Source organism: Microcoleus sp. FACHB-1515, from assembly GCF_014696105.1.
Classification (GTDB): Bacteria; Cyanobacteriota; Cyanobacteriia; order Elainellales; family Elainellaceae; genus JAAUTJ01.
Genome location: NZ_JACJPO010000015.1, coordinates 151,097 through 168,423, shown reverse-complemented (window position 1 = coordinate 168,423; position 17,327 = coordinate 151,097). Strand labels below are relative to the sequence as shown.

Annotated in this window: 15 protein-coding genes; 7 read left to right on the top strand and 8 right to left on the bottom strand. The window is 54.1% G+C overall.

The window, feature by feature from the left end:
- The first annotated feature begins 73 nt into the window (after window positions 1-73).
- A complete protein-coding gene (locus H6F67_RS04170) occupies window positions 74-346 on the top strand; it encodes a hypothetical protein (protein ID WP_206753884.1) in 273 nt (90 codons plus the stop codon).
- 325 nt (window positions 347-671) lie between these two features.
- On the opposite strand, the gene H6F67_RS04165 is transcribed toward H6F67_RS04170, so the two are convergent.
- Window positions 672-812 (bottom strand): FHA domain-containing protein, encoded by a 141-nt coding sequence (locus H6F67_RS04165; protein WP_190763604.1) that lies wholly within the window; start codon window positions 810-812, stop codon window positions 672-674.
- Between the two features lie 535 nt (window positions 813-1,347).
- Here H6F67_RS04165 and H6F67_RS04160 point away from each other — a divergent pair.
- The gene (locus tag H6F67_RS04160) at window positions 1,348-2,484 is read left to right on the top strand and encodes a geranylgeranyl reductase family protein (protein ID WP_190763602.1); all 1,137 of its coding nucleotides are present in this window, start codon (window positions 1,348-1,350) and stop codon (window positions 2,482-2,484) included.
- A gap of 132 nt (window positions 2,485-2,616) precedes the next feature.
- Here H6F67_RS04160 and H6F67_RS04155 read toward each other — a convergent pair whose 3' ends face one another.
- Both H6F67_RS04155 and H6F67_RS04150 read right to left on the bottom strand, forming a co-directional pair.
- Window positions 2,617-3,897: an aminotransferase class I/II-fold pyridoxal phosphate-dependent enzyme gene (locus H6F67_RS04155; RefSeq protein ID WP_190763600.1), complete on the bottom strand. Its 1,281-nt coding sequence runs from the start codon at window positions 3,895-3,897 to the stop codon at window positions 2,617-2,619.
- Between the two features lie 193 nt (window positions 3,898-4,090).
- Entirely contained in the window at window positions 4,091-5,239 is a 1,149-nt protein-coding gene (locus H6F67_RS04150) for an aromatic ring-hydroxylating dioxygenase subunit alpha (protein WP_190763598.1), read from the bottom strand.
- Between the two features lie 201 nt (window positions 5,240-5,440).
- Here H6F67_RS04150 and H6F67_RS04145 point away from each other — a divergent pair, with 201 nt between their 5' ends.
- The gene (locus H6F67_RS04145; protein WP_190763597.1) at window positions 5,441-6,637 is read left to right on the top strand and encodes an MFS transporter; all 1,197 of its coding nucleotides are present in this window, start codon (window positions 5,441-5,443) and stop codon (window positions 6,635-6,637) included.
- Window positions 6,638-6,646: 9 nt separating this feature from the next.
- Here H6F67_RS04145 and H6F67_RS04140 read toward each other — a convergent pair whose 3' ends face one another.
- Both H6F67_RS04140 and H6F67_RS04135 read right to left on the bottom strand, forming a co-directional pair.
- Window positions 6,647-7,540: a DMT family transporter gene (locus tag H6F67_RS04140; protein WP_313926756.1), complete on the bottom strand. Its 894-nt coding sequence runs from the start codon at window positions 7,538-7,540 to the stop codon at window positions 6,647-6,649.
- A gap of 159 nt (window positions 7,541-7,699) precedes the next feature.
- Window positions 7,700-9,565, bottom strand: a complete 1,866-nt coding sequence (locus H6F67_RS04135) for a mechanosensitive ion channel (protein ID WP_242020485.1) — start codon at window positions 9,563-9,565, stop codon at window positions 7,700-7,702.
- A gap of 430 nt (window positions 9,566-9,995) precedes the next feature.
- Between H6F67_RS04135 and H6F67_RS04130 the strand changes: the two genes are divergently transcribed.
- Window positions 9,996-11,768, top strand: a complete 1,773-nt coding sequence (locus H6F67_RS04130) for an S-layer homology domain-containing protein (protein WP_190763595.1) — start codon at window positions 9,996-9,998, stop codon at window positions 11,766-11,768.
- Between the two features lie 97 nt (window positions 11,769-11,865).
- Complete coding sequence (locus tag H6F67_RS04125; RefSeq protein WP_190763665.1) at window positions 11,866-12,354, top strand: SRPBCC family protein; 489 nt, start codon at window positions 11,866-11,868, stop codon at window positions 12,352-12,354.
- Here H6F67_RS04125 and H6F67_RS04120 read toward each other — a convergent pair.
- The 3 genes from H6F67_RS04120 to H6F67_RS04110 form a co-directional block, all read right to left on the bottom strand.
- Entirely contained in the window at window positions 12,351-13,988 is a 1,638-nt protein-coding gene (locus H6F67_RS04120) for a DUF2079 domain-containing protein (RefSeq protein WP_190763593.1), read from the bottom strand. The genes H6F67_RS04125 and H6F67_RS04120 overlap by 4 nt on opposite strands.
- 87 nt (window positions 13,989-14,075) lie before the next feature.
- The gene (locus tag H6F67_RS04115) at window positions 14,076-14,282 is read right to left on the bottom strand and encodes a hypothetical protein (RefSeq protein ID WP_190763591.1); all 207 of its coding nucleotides are present in this window, start codon (window positions 14,280-14,282) and stop codon (window positions 14,076-14,078) included.
- Window positions 14,283-14,296: 14 nt separating this feature from the next.
- Window positions 14,297-14,872 (bottom strand): Coq4 family protein, encoded by a 576-nt coding sequence (locus tag H6F67_RS04110; RefSeq protein WP_206753883.1) that lies wholly within the window; start codon window positions 14,870-14,872, stop codon window positions 14,297-14,299.
- Between the two features lie 224 nt (window positions 14,873-15,096).
- Here H6F67_RS04110 and H6F67_RS04105 point away from each other — a divergent pair, with 224 nt between their 5' ends.
- Window positions 15,097-15,699 (top strand): TetR/AcrR family transcriptional regulator, encoded by a 603-nt coding sequence (locus H6F67_RS04105; RefSeq protein WP_190763589.1) that lies wholly within the window; start codon window positions 15,097-15,099, stop codon window positions 15,697-15,699.
- A 193-nt stretch (window positions 15,700-15,892) separates the two neighbouring features.
- A complete protein-coding gene (locus H6F67_RS04100; protein WP_190763586.1) occupies window positions 15,893-17,251 on the top strand; it encodes a CHAT domain-containing protein in 1,359 nt (452 codons plus the stop codon).
- Window positions 17,252-17,327 lie beyond the last annotated feature (76 nt).

The following is a 17,327-nucleotide window of genomic DNA, read 5'->3' as shown; positions in this document are numbered from 1 at the left end:
GTGAAATTTGAGCTTACTGATTAGCGATCGTCTCAAGTAAACTAAAAGCATCAGTCAAAGTGGATGGAAAGTGATGTTATCGATCGAACAATTAACCGAGCAAATCATGTTACTTTCAAGCTCGGACAGAGCGCTTCTGGCTCAAAGAATTATCGAGAGTTTAAGCTTTGATAACGATCGATACACTGAAGCGAATTCTCTTTTTAATGAGGCACTTCGACTTGCAAAGCTTTATCAGTATAGGGCTGCAAGAGAGAAGTTACGGCAAGCAAAACAACTGTTCGCAGCGATCGGACTGGATGACATGGTTGAAAAATGCAACAGGTCAATCAACGAAATCAACTAAATTGTTGAAAGATCGCATCATTGCCTAATCAACGCATCAAGCAACATTGCCAGCTTAGGGCGATCGCTGTTTTTATGCAGGAGCGATCGTAAACCTTGCATTGCGCTGTCGCTGTGTTGTTGTCCCGCCCTGAATTAAAATTCGGGCTAATAGCTCAAGTCCGTTGAAACTGACTGAAATGCGGATTACTAACTCGTTTTAACGGGTTTTGGCTTTGAGCCTGAAATTTATTTCAAGGCACGATCGCGCCACACGCTACTCTGCCCTCTGCGCGGTTTCGTGTTGTTTTTGATGTATTGGACAAATCAAGATGAGAGCGATCGCCCTACTCAAACGTCCACTCCTGCGCCCCAATTTTGATCACGTTATTCGATCGCAGCGGTGCGGGCTGATTGGCGCTCAGGCGTTCACCGTTGAGAAACGTACCGTTTGAACTGCCCACATCCACAAGCTGAAAGCCAGTCATATCCTCTGTGGCAACACGCTTAATAGCAGGCCAACATAGCCCGCATCAATAAAATTCATGCCCACGCCAGCCCAGCGATCGGGACTGATGATTTTGATTAGCGGCTGGTCTGTCATACGGCGATCGAGTGGCGCTGAGTGTGGCCCGCAGCGAGGCTGATCCGGAATGGATTGGTCCTTCCGTTCATCTGGTGTACTTCAAGCCCAGCAAAGTTGATTTCTGAGCAGTTGCGGATGGAGAAGTGCTTGCCGAGATCCGTAGAAATTCGGTCGCAGCTTGCATCTGCCAGAGGCTAGGGTGTGCGTACTTCTCTTGTTCTTTAACGAGGCTTTAAAAAAAGCGGGTGAATCTTCTTGCGAGGAATATTCATTTCGCTAGCTTGACCCCTAGACTGTGAACTGTAAATGTAGATTTGGGAATCGGGGCGATTTCGCTTGGTTGCCCGCTCGATCGCAAGGTTCGTCGCGCTCGGTCTCGTGATCCCCCATTTAGACAAGCGCCCAAAAGTGTACCCAAGAGCCAAACACTGAAGCTTATGTATGACTGCATTATTGTCGGGGCTGGCCCTGCTGGAGGCACAGCCGCCTATCACCTCGCCAAGCGGGGGCGATCGGTACTCGTGCTAGAAAAAGAAGCGTTGCCCCGCTATAAGCCCTGCGGTGGCGGTGTTTCGCCCCAAGTTGCCCAGTGGTTTGACTTTGACTTTTCACCTGCAATTTCACACAAAGTAACCTCAATTCGCTGCACCTGGAAAATGGGCGATCCGGTTGAGGCACAGCTTGACACACCCGAACCGATCTGGATGGTGCGCCGCGATGTTTTCGATCACTTCCTGATTCAGCAGGCGCAAAAGCAAGGCGCAGAACTCAAGGACAATACCGAAGTCAGCGGAATTGAATTCAAGGGCGATCGCTGGCAGGTCAATACGGCGATCGGTTCGTTTGAAGGCCGCTATCTGATTGCGGCTGACGGTGCAAAAGGGCCAATGGCAAGATGGCTCGGCTTCAAAGAGCGCAAACGTCGCTTGGGTGGTGCACTGGAAGCGGAAGCACCTGCCACGAATCCGGCTTTCGCCAATGCCGCGCATTTCGAGTTCGGCATGGTGAAAAACGGCTACATCTGGAATTTTCCCAAGGCGGACGGGTATTCGATCGGCATTGGTGCGTTCCGAGGGGGCGAATCGCAAGACTTCCGCAAAATCTTGGACGAATACGCCGAATCGTTTGGCATCGACGTGAAAAGCTGCAAGCAGTACGGCCATCCGCTTTGTTTGTGGGACGGCGATCAAGTCCTGCATACGCAAAATGCGCTGTTGGCTGGAGAAGCAGCCTGTGTCGTTGATCCGTTTACGGCAGAAGGCATTCGCCCGTCGATGTTTACCGGAGTCAAGGCGGCAGAGGCGATCGATCAAGCCCTTGCTGGCAATTCCAACGCTCTCGCCACCTACACCGAAACGATCAGCAAAGAGTGGGGTTCTGATATGGCCTGGGCGCAAAAGCTCTCCGGCCTGTTCTATCGCGCTCCTGGTTTGGGCTACAAGATCGGCGTCAAGCGTCCGACTGCGCCGAAGCGGATGGGTCAAATTTTGTGCGGCGAAATGCGCTACGGCGATGTGGCAGGTCGCGCGATCAAACGCCTGACCACCGGATTGATTCCCGGTATGGGCGGCTAATTCCAGCTTGAGAGACAATCTTCAGCGGAGCGATCGACTACCGATCCTCCGCTTTTTTTGCGTGGAAACAGGCGATCGCTCAAAAGCCAAGCATTGCGATCGATGCTTGGCTTTCAGAAGTATCTGAGCAATCTAAGCGCTGATTGTCGGCTTGTAAACGACTTCGCGAGCCGCCACCATGCCATCGACGAGCAGATCAAGTTCTTCGCGAGTGTGCAGCGCGTTGACCGTGACGCGCAGTCGCGGTTTGGCAATGAACCAGATCGGTGAAACCCACAGTCCATGTTCGTGAATCAGCGTTCGGGCGAACAGCTTCGGGTTGATCTCAGCAGGCAGCAAGATGGGGACGACGTTCGTTTCACCGATCGCCTCAAAATCTTTTTCATGCAGGCGATTCCGCAGATAGCGCGTGTTTTCCTGCAACTGCTGCACCAGTTCGGGATGGCGACGCACCTGCCGAATGCTTTCCAAGGCGGCAGCGGTCAAGGGGGGAGCCAAAGAGCAAGTGCCGATCGAAGTCGGAGACACGTTCAGCAAAGGCTTGAGTTCCGCAACGTGCGAGCTAATTGCCGCGCCCACTGATGCACCGAACTTGGAGAAAGTCGTCATGATCAGCGGAACCACGCCGCGCTCGATCGCGTACTGAGGCAGAATGTTGAAATGCTCGTAGATGCCGCGTCCGGTTGCGCCGATCGCGCCGCTGGCGTGGGCTTCATCCATCAAAAGGGTGCTGCCTTCGTAGTTTTGCAGGATGTCGATCATGTCCGGCAGCGGCGCGATGTCGCCATCCATCGAGAAGACGGCATCCGAGACAACCATGATGCGATCGTCCGGGCGGGCATAGCGCTGAAGCTTTCGCGCCAAATCTTCCATGTCGCAGTGGCGATAGGCGCGGACGCGCACGCGCGGACTATGTCCGAACATTTTGCCCGATCGCGTTCCAGCATTGGCGATCGCCGTGACGATGCAGCCGTGATTCAATACGTCGGTGAGAATTAGCGTTTCTCTCGTATTTTGAAAGCCCGGAACCGGAATTGCCAAATGGCAAAACGCATCCATTAATGCCTGCATTGCCATCCACGCATTCAAAAATAGCTGCGTGTGCTGCAAATGCTTGAAGGCCGAGATTTCGTCTTCAAGCTGACGGTGGAGATCGATGCGACCGCTGAGAACCGAGGTCGAGCTATTGGACGTGCCGAAGTTGGTGATCGCATCGATCGCCGCTTGCTGCACGGCTTGATTTTGTACCAGTCCTAAAACATCGTTGGTGCAAAATGTCAGCACCTTACGGCGAACGCCTGTTGCGGCTTCTTCCAGGTCAACCAAACTGCCTTGCTTGCCATGACAGATGTATTCATCGGGATCAAGCCCGCTTTCATACCACCGCTGGACGTACTCTTTAACAACTTGCACTGTAACTCCCCTCACCTTTGTTGAATAACATAAAACCTCTGGCTCAACGACAGATTGGTTGTCACCTGGCGATCCCAGGTCGGCTTGCGCCACTGTTGAGAAAGGCAATCACTCCTAGGATTGTGACATTGAACCTTTCGATTTGCGATCTTTCTACCCAGAAAGGCCGGACACACGCTAAGATCCTTTGCCCTCATCCGATCGATTCTGGGGTGCGATCTTTGTCGCGAATCGAGTCGATCGAATTCACTCTGGGTCGTGTAGGGTCGCCATTGTGTGCTTGACCGGACAATTGACTCGATTGTTGCACAAATTGTTCGTGCTGCCGGAGGATTAATCGCTGCAAAGCGATGATAGCGGGATTAATCTCGACATATCGCCGCCGTGAATTGTTCGAGAAGGTGCGCTGCTCGCTCTCCATCATTTCCACATCTTGCAGCAGAAACTTCATGAAGATGAAACGACGAATAAACCAGACGAACGGTTTCTCGATCGGCGCAAGCAGCTTCGGTGAAAACGGCAGCTTCAAAAAGAGCAGAGAGAACGATCGCGTCTCGATCGGGCTGACGGGAAGCCGCATCAAATGCAGCGACGACACGCCTTCCATCGTGGTGTGATAGTGCGGATAGTTGTAGTGAATCGAGACTTTGCGCGTGGTTTTGTTGCCGTCTTTGCTCAGGCCGAGAAACTTGGTGATCCAGCCTTCATACGTCACCTGATAGTCGGCGCAGACCGCATCGCCCGTGTCGCTGAGCTTGAGCAAAATCGGGTCGAACCAGCCCTGCAAATCGTTGTGCAAGAAGCCGTGAAACACATCCATCGTGTTCTCGTTGCAGATCGAGAAGTGCGCTTTGAAATGTCCGGTAATCGGAATCGCCAGCATGTTCGGATCGTCATATTCCGGCACGTCCGGCAGGGGTCGATCGCTCGCCAAAGATCGATCGCCTGGAAACACCCAGATAATTCCGTATTTTTCCTGAACGGCGAAACTCGGTGCGATCGCGCAGGGCAATTTTTGATCTGGAGGTAAATACGGAATGCCGACGCATTCACCCGATCCGTTAAACTCCCAGCCGTGATAGGGACACAGTAAATGTTCGCCTTGGACTTTGCCTTTGTGCAGTTCAACGCCTTTGTGAGGACAGGCATTTTCGATCGCGTGAAGCTGGCCGGAATCGTCGCGGAAGAGGGCGATTGACTGCTGCCACACCATGACGGGGATCACTTCGCCTGCTTTGAGAGTGTGCGCCCAAGCGACCGGATACCAATGATTTTTGTTGATGCCAACTTCGCGCACGGCGTTGTGGACGGTGTGCCCCTTCAGGGTGGTTGCCAGTTCCATCGAGACTGCCTTTTCTTAAACTTTCTCTATCGATTCGTCAATGGGAACATATTAAGCGCTGAATCCGCCTATTCGTCAATATTGCTTGGTACTGAACCAGAGTGTTATCAGTGTTGATACTCATGATGGTGGAACTTTGATGAAGGTTTCCGCAACGATCAAAGAGGCAGGTGTTTCCACCGAATATTTAGGAAGAACGATATGACGAGTGTGGGTGAGGTTCGGGAAGGTCGATCGCTGCGATCGCGCAGACGACATTCGGTCAAGTTTCTGGTGCTGTTGGCGGCGGGTTGCTTAACCACGATGACGGGTGGAATTGTTTCTCCGGTTTTGCCGGAAATGATTCAGCAGCTTGACTTAAATCCGCAGTGGGCAGGAATGCTTGTGAGTATGCACGCGATTACGATCGCCATCTTCACGCCGATTCTGGGCATTCTGGCCGATCGCGTCGGTGCGTTGCGCGTCTTGATTCCCTCTTTGGGTCTGTACGCCGTATTCGGCACAGCAGGCGCGTTTATGCCGTCTTTCTGGCCGCTGCTGGCGATGCGGGCATTGGTCGGAGCGGCCAGCGGCGGCATTGCGGCGGCGAGTATTGGCTTGCTGGGCACAATGTATCAGGGCGATGAGCGATCGCGCATCTTAGGCTACGCAACCAGCGCCATGACAACCGCGAGCATTTTGGTTCCTTTAATTGGCGGCTGGGTCGGCCAAATTCAGTGGCAATACGCATTTTATCTGTATGCTTTGGGCTTGCCGCTGGCGCTGATCGCGGTTCCCATCCTGTCATCCAAATCGACGCAGCGAGCGTCCAGCATTGAATCCGGACAAATGCGGACATTAGTAAAGCTGCTCAAGCAGCCTGAAACGCTAAGACTGCTGCTGCTGCTGGTTTTGGCAGCTTCTGTGGTGTATGCCGTGATTGTCTACACGCCGCTGTATTTGAAGCAGACGATCGGTGCAGGCCCGCAGCTTAACGGCGTCGTCTTGGCGCTGCGCGGCGTGGGTGCGGCGATCGCGTCCGCAGTCCTTGCCAGTCGCATCGGCAAGGCGATCGGGGTCGATCGCACGATCGCGCTCGGCTTTGTGTTGATGGCCTTGACGGTGGGAATCTTGCCGTTTCAATCAGACATTCACTCGATTATGCTGACTGCCGTGCTGTTTGGCGTCGGCTTTGGCATCACCGTGCCGAATGTGTATGACGGACTGGCAAACCAAGCCCCACAGGAATTTCGCGCCAGCGTCATGGCGATCGGCACGGGCGGCAATTCGCTCGGCCAGTTTCTTTCGCCTGTGATTCTTGGCCCGATCTGGAATAGCTTTGGCTTCACGGTCTTGTTTTTTGTCGCCGCAGGTGTGTCGCTCTTGGTGAGTGCCTGGATGCTGCTGCGGAAAAGCTAGAGCGGTACTTTAAGCGGGCTTTTGGCGAACCAGCGATCGCCGTCCAATGCCCACGCAGGCAATCACAATGCAGGCAGCGGCGATCGTGGGCAGGGTAATCTGCTCGTGCAGCAGCAGGGCGGAAAAGGCGATCGTCAAAAAGGGCTGAAGAAGCTGAAGCTGGCTGACTCTGGCAACTCCAGCGATCGCCATGCCGTGATACCACGCAAAAAAGCCGACAAACTGGCTGATGACGCAAACATAAGCAAAGCCGAGCCAGGCGATCGGAGAAGCGCTCAGTCCCGACTGAGCCGCCAGCAGCGTCGGCACGATCAAAACGGGAGCCGCCAGAACGAGCGCCCAGCAAATGACCTGCCAGCCGCCGATCGATCGTGCCAGCTTGCCGCCTTCCGCGTATCCGATCGCCGCTGCCACAACTGCACCAATCAGGGCAACATCGGGGATCTGAAAATGTCCGCCCCCGGAAGCCAAGGTGAAAGCGACGATCGTGCCACTGCCGATCGCGGTTGCCAGCCAGAAGCGAAATGAAGGGCGTTCGTTGCCTCGCATCGTGGCGGCGATCGCAGTTGCCAGCGGAATCAAGCCGATCACAACGGCTCCATGTGCGGCGGGCAACTGTCGCATCGCCCAAGCGGACAGCAGGGGAAATCCCAGAATTACGCCAAACGCGACGATCGCCAAATCGCGCCACTGCGATTTCGTCGGCAGCGGTTGACGAGTGACGCGCAGGGCGATCGCGGCTAAACCTGCGGCAACGATCGCTCGTCCCAAGCCGACAAAGGTGGGGTCAAGTTCAGCAACGGCAACGCGAGTGGCAGGCAGCGTCAGGCTGAAGCTGAAAACGCCCAGGAGTCCATACATTATGCCTAGATTCGTTTCTGGCGTGGCGGGGCGATCGATCACACTGATTTCCTCGTGTCAAATAGGTTTAGTGTGTGGAGCGATCGCCACCGTTGAGAAGGTACAGATTTCGATAAATGATGCTGGTACAGCTTGTTTGAGTACAGCAAAAAAACGGACGAAGTTTCGGCTTCGTCCGCTGCAAGTGGTTGTAAATGAAACTTAGTACTGCTTGTTTCGGAACGAGGCCAGCCATTCGCGCAATTGTTCAGCGGCGACATCGCGGCCACCCAAACCAAAGGCGAGCGCGATCGCAACGGCGATTGAACCGAGCAGCAGACCAAACGCCAGATTGACAATATCGGTTGCAATGCCCATTTGCTGTAAGGCCAGCGCAGAAGCAAAGGCGATGATCGACACGCGGGCGATTTGTCCCAGAATGCGCGACTGCCGACCGCCGGAACTAGTGATCAGCGAGAAGGCAAGGTTGGCGAAGTAAAGGCCGATCGCAAATACGATCAACCCTGCCAGAATCCGACCAGAGATCACGACAATGCCGGACACCAAAGCGGTCAGCGCGTCAATTTGCAGCACGTTGATCGCGGCAACGGCAGCAAACAGCATAATGCCGACCAGCACGATCACGCCCGCAATCTGTGAAGGTGTTTTGACGCTAGAAGGCGTAGGCTGCTGAATTGTGGTGGCTCCGGGCGTGGTCGACGGAACTTGGCGCGGTGCTTGCAGCGACTCCAAACCGAGCCAGCGGAACAAATTGTCGAAGCCCAACCCAGAAAGAATGTTCGTCACCAGATCCGACAAGAACTGACCGACAAAATAGGCGATCGCCAAAATTACACCAGCGGTAAAGATTTTCGGCAACGCGCTCAAAATCTGATTGAGCATCAAAATTGCGGGAGCCGAAATCGCGTCGATTCGCAGCGCGTTCAAAGCGGCGATCGCAGTCGGAATCAGGACGAGTACAAAAACGACCGTGCCCAAAATCCACGAAAGCGATTTGCCTCCAGTTGTCGATCGCAAACCGAAGCGCGAGCCGATGCGATCGGTTCCTGCCGCAGCCAAAAAGTTCGTGACGATGCGGCGCACAACCTGAGCAATCAAATAGCCGACTGCACCGATCAAAACCGCCGCGAAGACGTTCGGCAAAATCGACAGAATATCATCGAGCAGATTTTGCACTGGAGTCAGCGTGCCGCGCAATTCAAGCGCACTGAGAATCGAGGGTAAAAACAGCAGGAAGATAAACCAGTAGAGCGTGTTGCCGATCGTTTCGCTCAGCGAAAACTGATTGCTGCTGGGGCGTGGCGGCGGAGCGCTCATGGTTGCGCCCGTTGTTCCCGGTGGCAGATCGACCGTACTTTGCGGCACGGCGTAAGGATCAGTTGGCGCATACGGGTCGCGATAGGGATCGTTGGCCGCATACGGATCAGTGGACTGATAGGGATCGGGCGGCGTAGTTGTCGCTGAGTTGTCGAACTGATCTCCCAAACGGCGATCGATCCCGAACGCATCGAGGGCGCGAGTCACAATCAGCTTCACGATCGTCGCGATTACCCAAGCGATCGCCAGCAAAATTCCAGCCGCGATGATCTTGGGAATGTAGCTGATGATCTGGTTGACAAAGTTGTTGAGCGGGGCGGAGACGGCACTGAGATTGAGCGCCTGCAAAGCCCCCACGATCGTTAAAACGGCGATCGTCCAAAAGACCAAGCTAGAAATCCATTTTTCGATCGGAATTGATTCGCCCCGCCGCTGTGATCCGGTTGTGGCGCGGGCAACGCGATTGTCGAGGTTGGTGCGGTTCAAAATGCCTCGCACGATCGAAGCGGCGATCGCGGCAATCAGCAAACCGATAATTAAAATTGCGAGTGCCCGCAGCAGATTTCCAATATCGTTGGCGCTAAAGCCGAGCGAATTGAAGAAATTATTCGTGCCACGCTGGATGTTTTCTGCGCCTTGTTCGACGGCATTTCCACCTGCTTGTGCGAGTGGTGCGCCGATCGCAAAATGCGGCAATGGCAGGAAGGCGCTGACTCCCTGCATCATGCCTTGCCAAGTTTCGTTCATCATTCCCCTCAGCCAGTTGAATAGAGCGAGTAACCATAGCGGCGGCGATCAAGCGATCGCGTGATGCCGCAATTTTTGTAGCAATTACCGAATTAGCACGCACATTTGAACTTAGAAACACGCATGAAGGTTCATTCGGATAATGAATGCCAATCAGACTAAATTTTCAGCTTTGAATCTGCATCTACCTTTGTAGAGAGATAAATTCTAAATGTTATGAAAATTCTGAAAATTGGCTATTTCGGTGCGGTTTTGCAAGCTTTCGCGGCAAATTTTGCTCGATTTACCTTTTTATGCTCAATTTTTCACTCAATTTGCCCTTCTTTAAAGTTTTGATGAACGATACGCTCAATTGGGCACTTTAGGGAACACGGCTCTGGACACAACGTCCTCGTAGCTCGCCTGTGTAACTTTACAATAAGGTGTCAACCCTATGAACAAACCCGTTGCTGTCCAAGGTCTATTGCTAGCGATCGCTGGACTGATGGCGTTCTCTGAACTGCCTGTATCTGCAACAGTGTTGGATTCACCTCAACAGGGTGCAACGGCTCAAGTTTCGCCAGAGCAGGTTTTAATTGCTCAAGACGGCGACGATGACAACGATGAGAATGATGACGATGGCGAGGATGACGACGATCGCGACAGCGCGACTGAAGGCGACGATGATGGCGCAAGCGTCGAACTCGATCGATCGACCCAAACGGCGATTCTAGAGCGAGTCGCGGCGCAGTTAAATGTTTCCGTTTCGCAACTGCGGATTGTCGCAGCGCGTCGCCAAGCCTGGACAGATGGCTGTTTGGGCTTGGGAACTGCTGAGCAGCTTTGTACGCAAGCGATTACTCCGGGCTATTGGGTCGTGCTGCTGAACGGGGATCAGCCGCTGGTGTATCGCACGAATCAGTCAGGAACGGTTGTGGCGATCGATCGCGAAGCAACCAACGAAGTTGTCGTTCGCCGCCAAACGACGACCACGCAGCAGCCGATGCAAGGGCAGACGGGCACGGTTGTCTCAGGCAGTTCGTCGCAGCAGACGACCGTGACAACCCAGCAAACGACCCAGCAAACGACCCAGCAAACGACCCAGCGAACCAGCTTCTCGCAGACGGTTCGCACGGCGGTGTTTCAGGCGATCGCCCAGCGCAGCCAGATCGATGTGTCGCAGTTGCGATTGGTGGAAGTGCGGCGTCGGGCTTGGGCAACAAGCTGTTTGGGTTTGACCGTCAGCGGTCAAGCTTGCGCTCAGGTCGTCACTCCGGGCTATCTGGTTGTCGCTTCTAGCGGCAATCAAGTGTTTGTCTACCGCACGGATGCGACGGGTTCTGTTGTCCTGTTTGACCAGCGGGCAACGGAAATTCGCACGGCTCAGCTTCGCGCTCGCAGCACGGCAATCAGCTTTCGCGATGTATCGTCAAACTACTGGGCAGCCAGCTTCATTCGCGAACTGGCCGCGCTCGACATCATCGACGGCTATCCCGACGGCAACTATCGACCCGATCAGCCTGTCACGCGGGCAGAGTTTGCCGCGATTATTCGTCGCGCCTTTAACGAGGCCGAAGTGCGCGAAGCGATCAATTTCTTGGATGTCGATCGCCGCTATTGGGCATACGGCGCAATTCAAGAAACCTACCGCATGGGCTTCCTCTCGGCTGTTGCCAACAACCTGTTCCGTCCGGTCAACTCGATTTCTAAGGGCGATGTGCTGTTCGCACTGGCAACGGGACTGCGACTTTCAACGACGAGTTCCACCGATACGCTGCTGTCGGTCTATAACCAAACCAACCTCAGCGCTGAACAGCGCACTCTGCTTGCGGCACTGACTGAACAGGGAATTGTAGTCAACTATCCTGACATTCGATCGATCAGTCTCGATCGCACCGTGACTCGTGCTGAAGTGGCCGTGATCGTCTACCAAACGCTTGCCAGCTTGGGTTGTGTGCAAACGATCGATTCGCCCTATGTAATCGACGGGGAGGACATCGTGACGATCGACAACGATCGCGATGACGACGATGACGATCAAGAAGGTCGTTCAGTCGATCGCGATGACGACGATGACGATGATGATGACGACGATGACGATCGCACTCAACGGCAAAACTGCAATCAGGGCATTGGCAACGGCGCGGAAGGCTGCGATCCGGGTAATTCCAGCCCGCGTGGTGGCAGCAACGATGAAGGTGGACGCACACCAGGTAATCGTCCGTAATTGAAACATGAGGGGTGAAGGCAACTTCATCCCTCGTCCTTTCTGGTCGGTTTCTCGCTAGAGTAGCGGTAGAACTGTGAAAGAATCTAAAGTCCGCATGTCGTCTTATCAGTTTGAGCAATCGATCGCCATTCGCGCCAGTGCAACTGCTGTCGAGCAGTGCATTACCGATTTGAAGTTGATGCACCGCTGGCTGAATCCCGCCTTGCGGTGTGAGCCGATCGGCGATTGGAGTACCACTGTGGGCAGCAAAAGCCGCTTTGTGATTCAAATTCCGTTTTTGCAGCCGACGCTGATCAGTACGGTCGTTCAGCGTGAACCGGGACTGGTCGTGTGGGGCTTTGACGGATTTTTCAAGGGGCGCGATCGCTGGGAATGTCAGCCGCGCGAAGACGGCACGTACTTAATTAATCGATTTGAGTTTACGATTCCCAATGCGATCGTCCGCTACGGCTTCAATACGTTTGCCGCAAATTTGACGCGCCAAGATATGCAGGCACAACTGCGCCGTCTCAAGCGCGTCGCGGAAGACGTTTATATCAAGTCGGGCGAGTCGCTGCCAATTCGAGTCCGCCAGCCGCTTTAGTCTTCGTCTGGCTGCCAGATTGAAGCAATTTCTTGACGATAGGCTTGCCAAGCTTGCAGCGCAATTGGATCAGACGGTGTGCGTAGACGTAGAAAAGCAATGCCGTCCTCGAACGCTGTGATGCCGTAGCGTTCAGTTTCTAGATGCCGATCGATCGCAGGCACAATGGCTTGGAGGCGTTCGCGATCGTCGTCAAACGCTTCTTGATACTGAACGAGTTGCCACATATCCACGATCGCGTAGTCCATAAACACCGCTTTGCCCGCATCGTTGCGGAGTCGCACTTGTGGAAAGCGCAGCAGTTCGCGGCGATTCGACAGATGCGGCACGATGTAGTTTGTGGCGGCAACGCTGGCATCATCTGGCACTTGCGCGAGAAACGATCGAATCACCTGGGCGTGCTGCCACTGTCGAGCGGGAGAAGTGTAGACCCAAGGCTGAAACGAATCTGGGATCACAACCGAGAGCGATCGATTTGGGTTAGAAATCACGATCAGAACCAAAGAGACGACCAGACACAGCCGCCACAAGCCGCGCAGCTTCGGAAATGGCCGCTCGCCCTGCCGTTCCCACCACAAAATTGCACCATAGAAAAATCCGGGCACGATCGTCACGGCATAGCGCAGATCGAGCGACAAAGCGGTGGGGTCTTGCGACATCATCAGCTTCCACAAAGGAAAGCCCGCCAGCACCCACGCACTCGGAGACAAAGCGGGCACAAATGCAAGCGGCAGCCACTGCCCCAGCAGATAGCGAATCGTTTTGTCGATCGGCATCAGCAACTCATAGAAAAAGCGTCCCGGATGGCTGATCATGCCCCACAGCACATCAAACGTCGAAGCTTCTTCGCCCTCCACATACTGGCCGAACTGCTCGATCATGAAGCGGCGCGAAACATCTTCCGAAATCGCAGGCATGACCAAATTGGTGAGCAGGGCGACATAGAGAAAGCTGAAGATGCAAACGGCCAGCCCGACACGCGGATGACGACGACTGGCAGCCAGATAAAAACCAACGCTAAACAGCACGATTCCCGCATCTTCGCGCACCAGCACGGTAAACACGCACAGGAGGGCAAACAGCCACCAGCAGCGCTTTTCCATCGCCAGCAGCAGCGAGAAAATATACAGCGGAATTTGGCAGAGGTCATGGAAGTTGGCAACCGCAGGTCCAAAAACCGCATTGGCGGCGTAGTAGCTGCCCGCAATCCACAGCGACAGTCGGGAAGACAAATGCAGACGAGCCAGTTGATACAGCAGCAGTCCGGCGATCGCAATCAGCGTCACCTGAAGCACAGACAAACCCGCAGGCGATGAAAAAATTCGGTAGTATGGCAGCCACAGCATCAAAGCGGGCGTGAAGTGCTGTCCCAATCGACGATAATCGACGGTGGGCAACTGGCGATCGTGAACAACGGCGCTCGACAAGCTGGACGACAACGAACTTTCAAAGAAACGTCCGTGCGAACTGTTCCAAAACACCTGGTCGAAAATGCCTTGGTCAAAAGCGGTGTAGGTGGGATAGAAGTTGTAGTAGCGCCACAAAACCAGCACCACGCAGACGAGCCAGAAAATCGCGGCAAAGCCCAAAATAAGCTGTCCTGGTGTGCGTTTACGCCCTAAATCGATCGCCATACTCAATCCTTGCTCACTCAGGCTTTAATCTCTCATGTCTTGACGAGCAATGCAGCGATTTTGACTCAGCAGATGAACAAAGCGGCATCACAAGAGCCAGTATTCCGGCTGGATCATGTCGTGGGCGATCGCCAGCAGGTTCGCGAAGTCAATGCGGCTGTAGAGCTTCCAAAAGCGCAGACGTGCACGAAGGCGACAAGTATCGGTCGCGGTAATGATGCGCCAAAGCGCGATCGCCAGCGGTAGCCAAGGATAGGTGAGGCGAAGGATGCGCCAGCGGAATTTGCAGGACATAGATTTAAGCAGATTTAAGCCTTCACAGGTTGCACATTCAGTTCGGCTTGCCAAAGCGTCACAGGCTTTTCCCAGGCAGTTTCCCATTTTTGAGCAATCAGCGGCTCAGCAAATTTACCCATCTGCCAGCCTTGCGCGATCGCTGCCAGCATCGAATTGAGCGCTTCCGGCTGCATCAGCGTGACGCTAATCAGCGCATTCGCAATCAGCAGGCTTGACAGCGGCAACTGAAACTGCGCTAGATAAAACGCCTGTAGACCAATTTCTCCAATTTCGCTGGTGTCAAATCCGGTAATGATGTGCCAGATGTCGTGCGTTTGCTGCCAGCGATATTCGACATAGTGCGTGTCCGAGTCGATCGCGATCGCAGGTTCCAGCGGTGCAAAGCCCGACTCCTCCATGAATTGCGCGTACACATAGCCCAGGGAATCGGGCGGATGCTGCCGCAGCATTGCGAAGTCGTGCGGCGGCGCAACGTATCGCTCGGCCAGCAGCGCGGCGACTGTGGGCTGCGTTTTCAGCGTGGCGATCGCCTGCTCAAAGGCAGCACTATCGATCAGGCTTTGGCTCAGTTTCCAAACAGGTTCCAAATCTCCGCTGTCGTCAAACAGCAGCGTAACAAAGGCTTTGATGCCTTGCAGCGTTTACCCGATCGATCGAGTCGTCAACATGATGACCTCCTGGAATCCGATTCCTGATAAAATATGAACAATGCTCACATTTATAAAATACGAACAGCGTTCATCTTTTGTCAAGGGTTCGTCAACACATGTCAAACGATCGTGCGAAAAGCTCAGCAGTGCAGCAACAGCCTATGCGACGCCAGCCAAAGCAGGCACGCAGCCAAGAGCGAGTGCATCACATCTTGGATGTGGCCGAGCAGTTGTTTGTTGAAGTGGGCTATGAGCAGACCACGACCAGATCGATCGCGGCACGAGCCAATGTTCCAGTCGGCTCTTTGTATCAGTTTTTTCCAGACAAAGCGGCGATCGTGCGGGCACTTGCCAACCGCTATTTTGAGCAGGAATATCAAATGCTGGCGCGGCTGCATGTTGAACTGGCGGACGTGGAAATTACTGTTTATGTCGATCGCATGATTGATGCGTTCGAGCAATTTGCCAATGAGCATCCGGGCTATCAGGCCGTGTTGCGACAGTTGATTGATTTGATGACCGTTGCGGATGCAAGTGTGCTAAACGAATATGACCAGTTGATGCTGATGGGACTCGCTGATTTCTTGGCGCAGCGAAATTCTCAACTGGATGCGGCGCGATGTGAACTGATTGCAACCACCATCTTCAAAGCGGCAAGTGAACTGCTGTGGCTCGCGTTGACTCGTGAATCAGCGCAGCGACAAGCATTTTTGGCAGAAACAAAAACTTTGATTGCAGCCTATCTAAAAACCTATCAGTTTTAGGAAATTTGGCGATCGATCCCGATCCAAACATCATCTGCTTGATTAAACTCAGGAATAACGCGCTGAAGTGAGGAAAGCAATTTCCTTGTTGAAAGCTGAAGTTTGGTTCAACGAACTGCTGATCGGCTTGATTCGTTCCTGTCAATTGTTGCTGCTTTACTGTTCCACTTTGGAATTTTGGGCATCGCATCTTATGAAGCACTTTTTCCGATCGAGCCTGCTGTTTGTTGTTGCGATCGGCTGCGTTTTGCTGCTTTCCCTACCGACGATCGGACAGACCACGCCGGAATCCGGATCACTTTCGAGCTTGAGAATCGATCCGGCGCGGCTAAGCGCAACGCTCGATCGGGGCGATCTGACGGACGCGGTGCAGCAGCTTGAACAAGGCTGGAAAGTACAGTTTGACGAATATTATCAGCGGCAAATCACGCTGCCGCTGCTGTCGCCCGATCAAATTGTGCAAAGCTTGCGGCAGCGTGCACACACAGGCAAGCGATCGGCCTTGATCTATGCAATTTCGCTGCCCACTCAGCTTGAGGTGATGCTGCTGTCGCCGGATGGACAACCGAGGCACGATCGCCATCCAATCGCTGCATCAGAAGTGCAGGCAACGACAGCGGCACTGAAATCAAGCTTGGTGAACGTGATTGCCCGACCGCAAGATTATCTACCTGCTGCCCAGCAGCTTTATCAATGGCTGATTGCGCCGTTTGAGGCAGAACTGCAACGCCAACAGATTGATAGCTTGATTTTCTGTGTGGGTGGCGGGTTACGCAGCGTGCCGATCGCCGCCCTGCATGACGGCAGCAAGTTCATCATCGAAACCTACAGCGTCAGCTTGATTCCCGCCTTTAGCCTGCTCGATCGCCGTCCCGCCCGTCTCGATGGCCTGCGCGTGCTGGCAATGGGGGCGTCTGAGTTTGAGCAGGAAAGTCCGCTGCCTGCCGTGCCGAGCGAACTGGCGACCATCGCGCAGTTGTGGCAAAGCGAAGTGCTGCTGAATGAGCAGTTTACGGTCGGACAACTGCGACGGCAGCGATCGATCTATCCCTACGGAATTGTGCATCTCGCGACTCATGCCGCCTTTGAACCCGGAGAAGTGCAAAATTCCTATATTCGCTTTTGGGATCGCCCCTTGCGACTCGATCAGCTCCGCGATTTACAACTGCTTCAGCCTGTGGTGCAGCTTTTGGTGCTGAGTGCTTGCCGGACGGCGTTGGGCGATCCGAATGTGGAACTGGGATTTGCGGGGCTGGCCGTACAGTCCGGCGCAAAGGCGGCACTGGCAAGCTGGTGGAGTATCTCCGATGCGGCCACGCTGGTGACGATGATTGATTTTTACCAGCAGCTAAAAACCGCTCCGACCAAAGCTGAAGCCCTGCGGCAAACGCAACTAGCGCTGCTGCGAAATCAGCTTCACCTCAGCAGTCCCACAATTCAGCAAGCGATGCGCGGCATCGAACTTCCGCAGCAGGTAGAAGAATCGATCGCAGGCGACTTGTCGCATCCTTACTACTGGGCAGGCTTCACGATGATCGGCAATCCTTGGTAGGAACGCCCTTGCTAAATTCCTCTCGCTGAGGGAGAGGGACTTCCGATCCGGTTCTCCTTCTCCTCCAGCGAGAAGG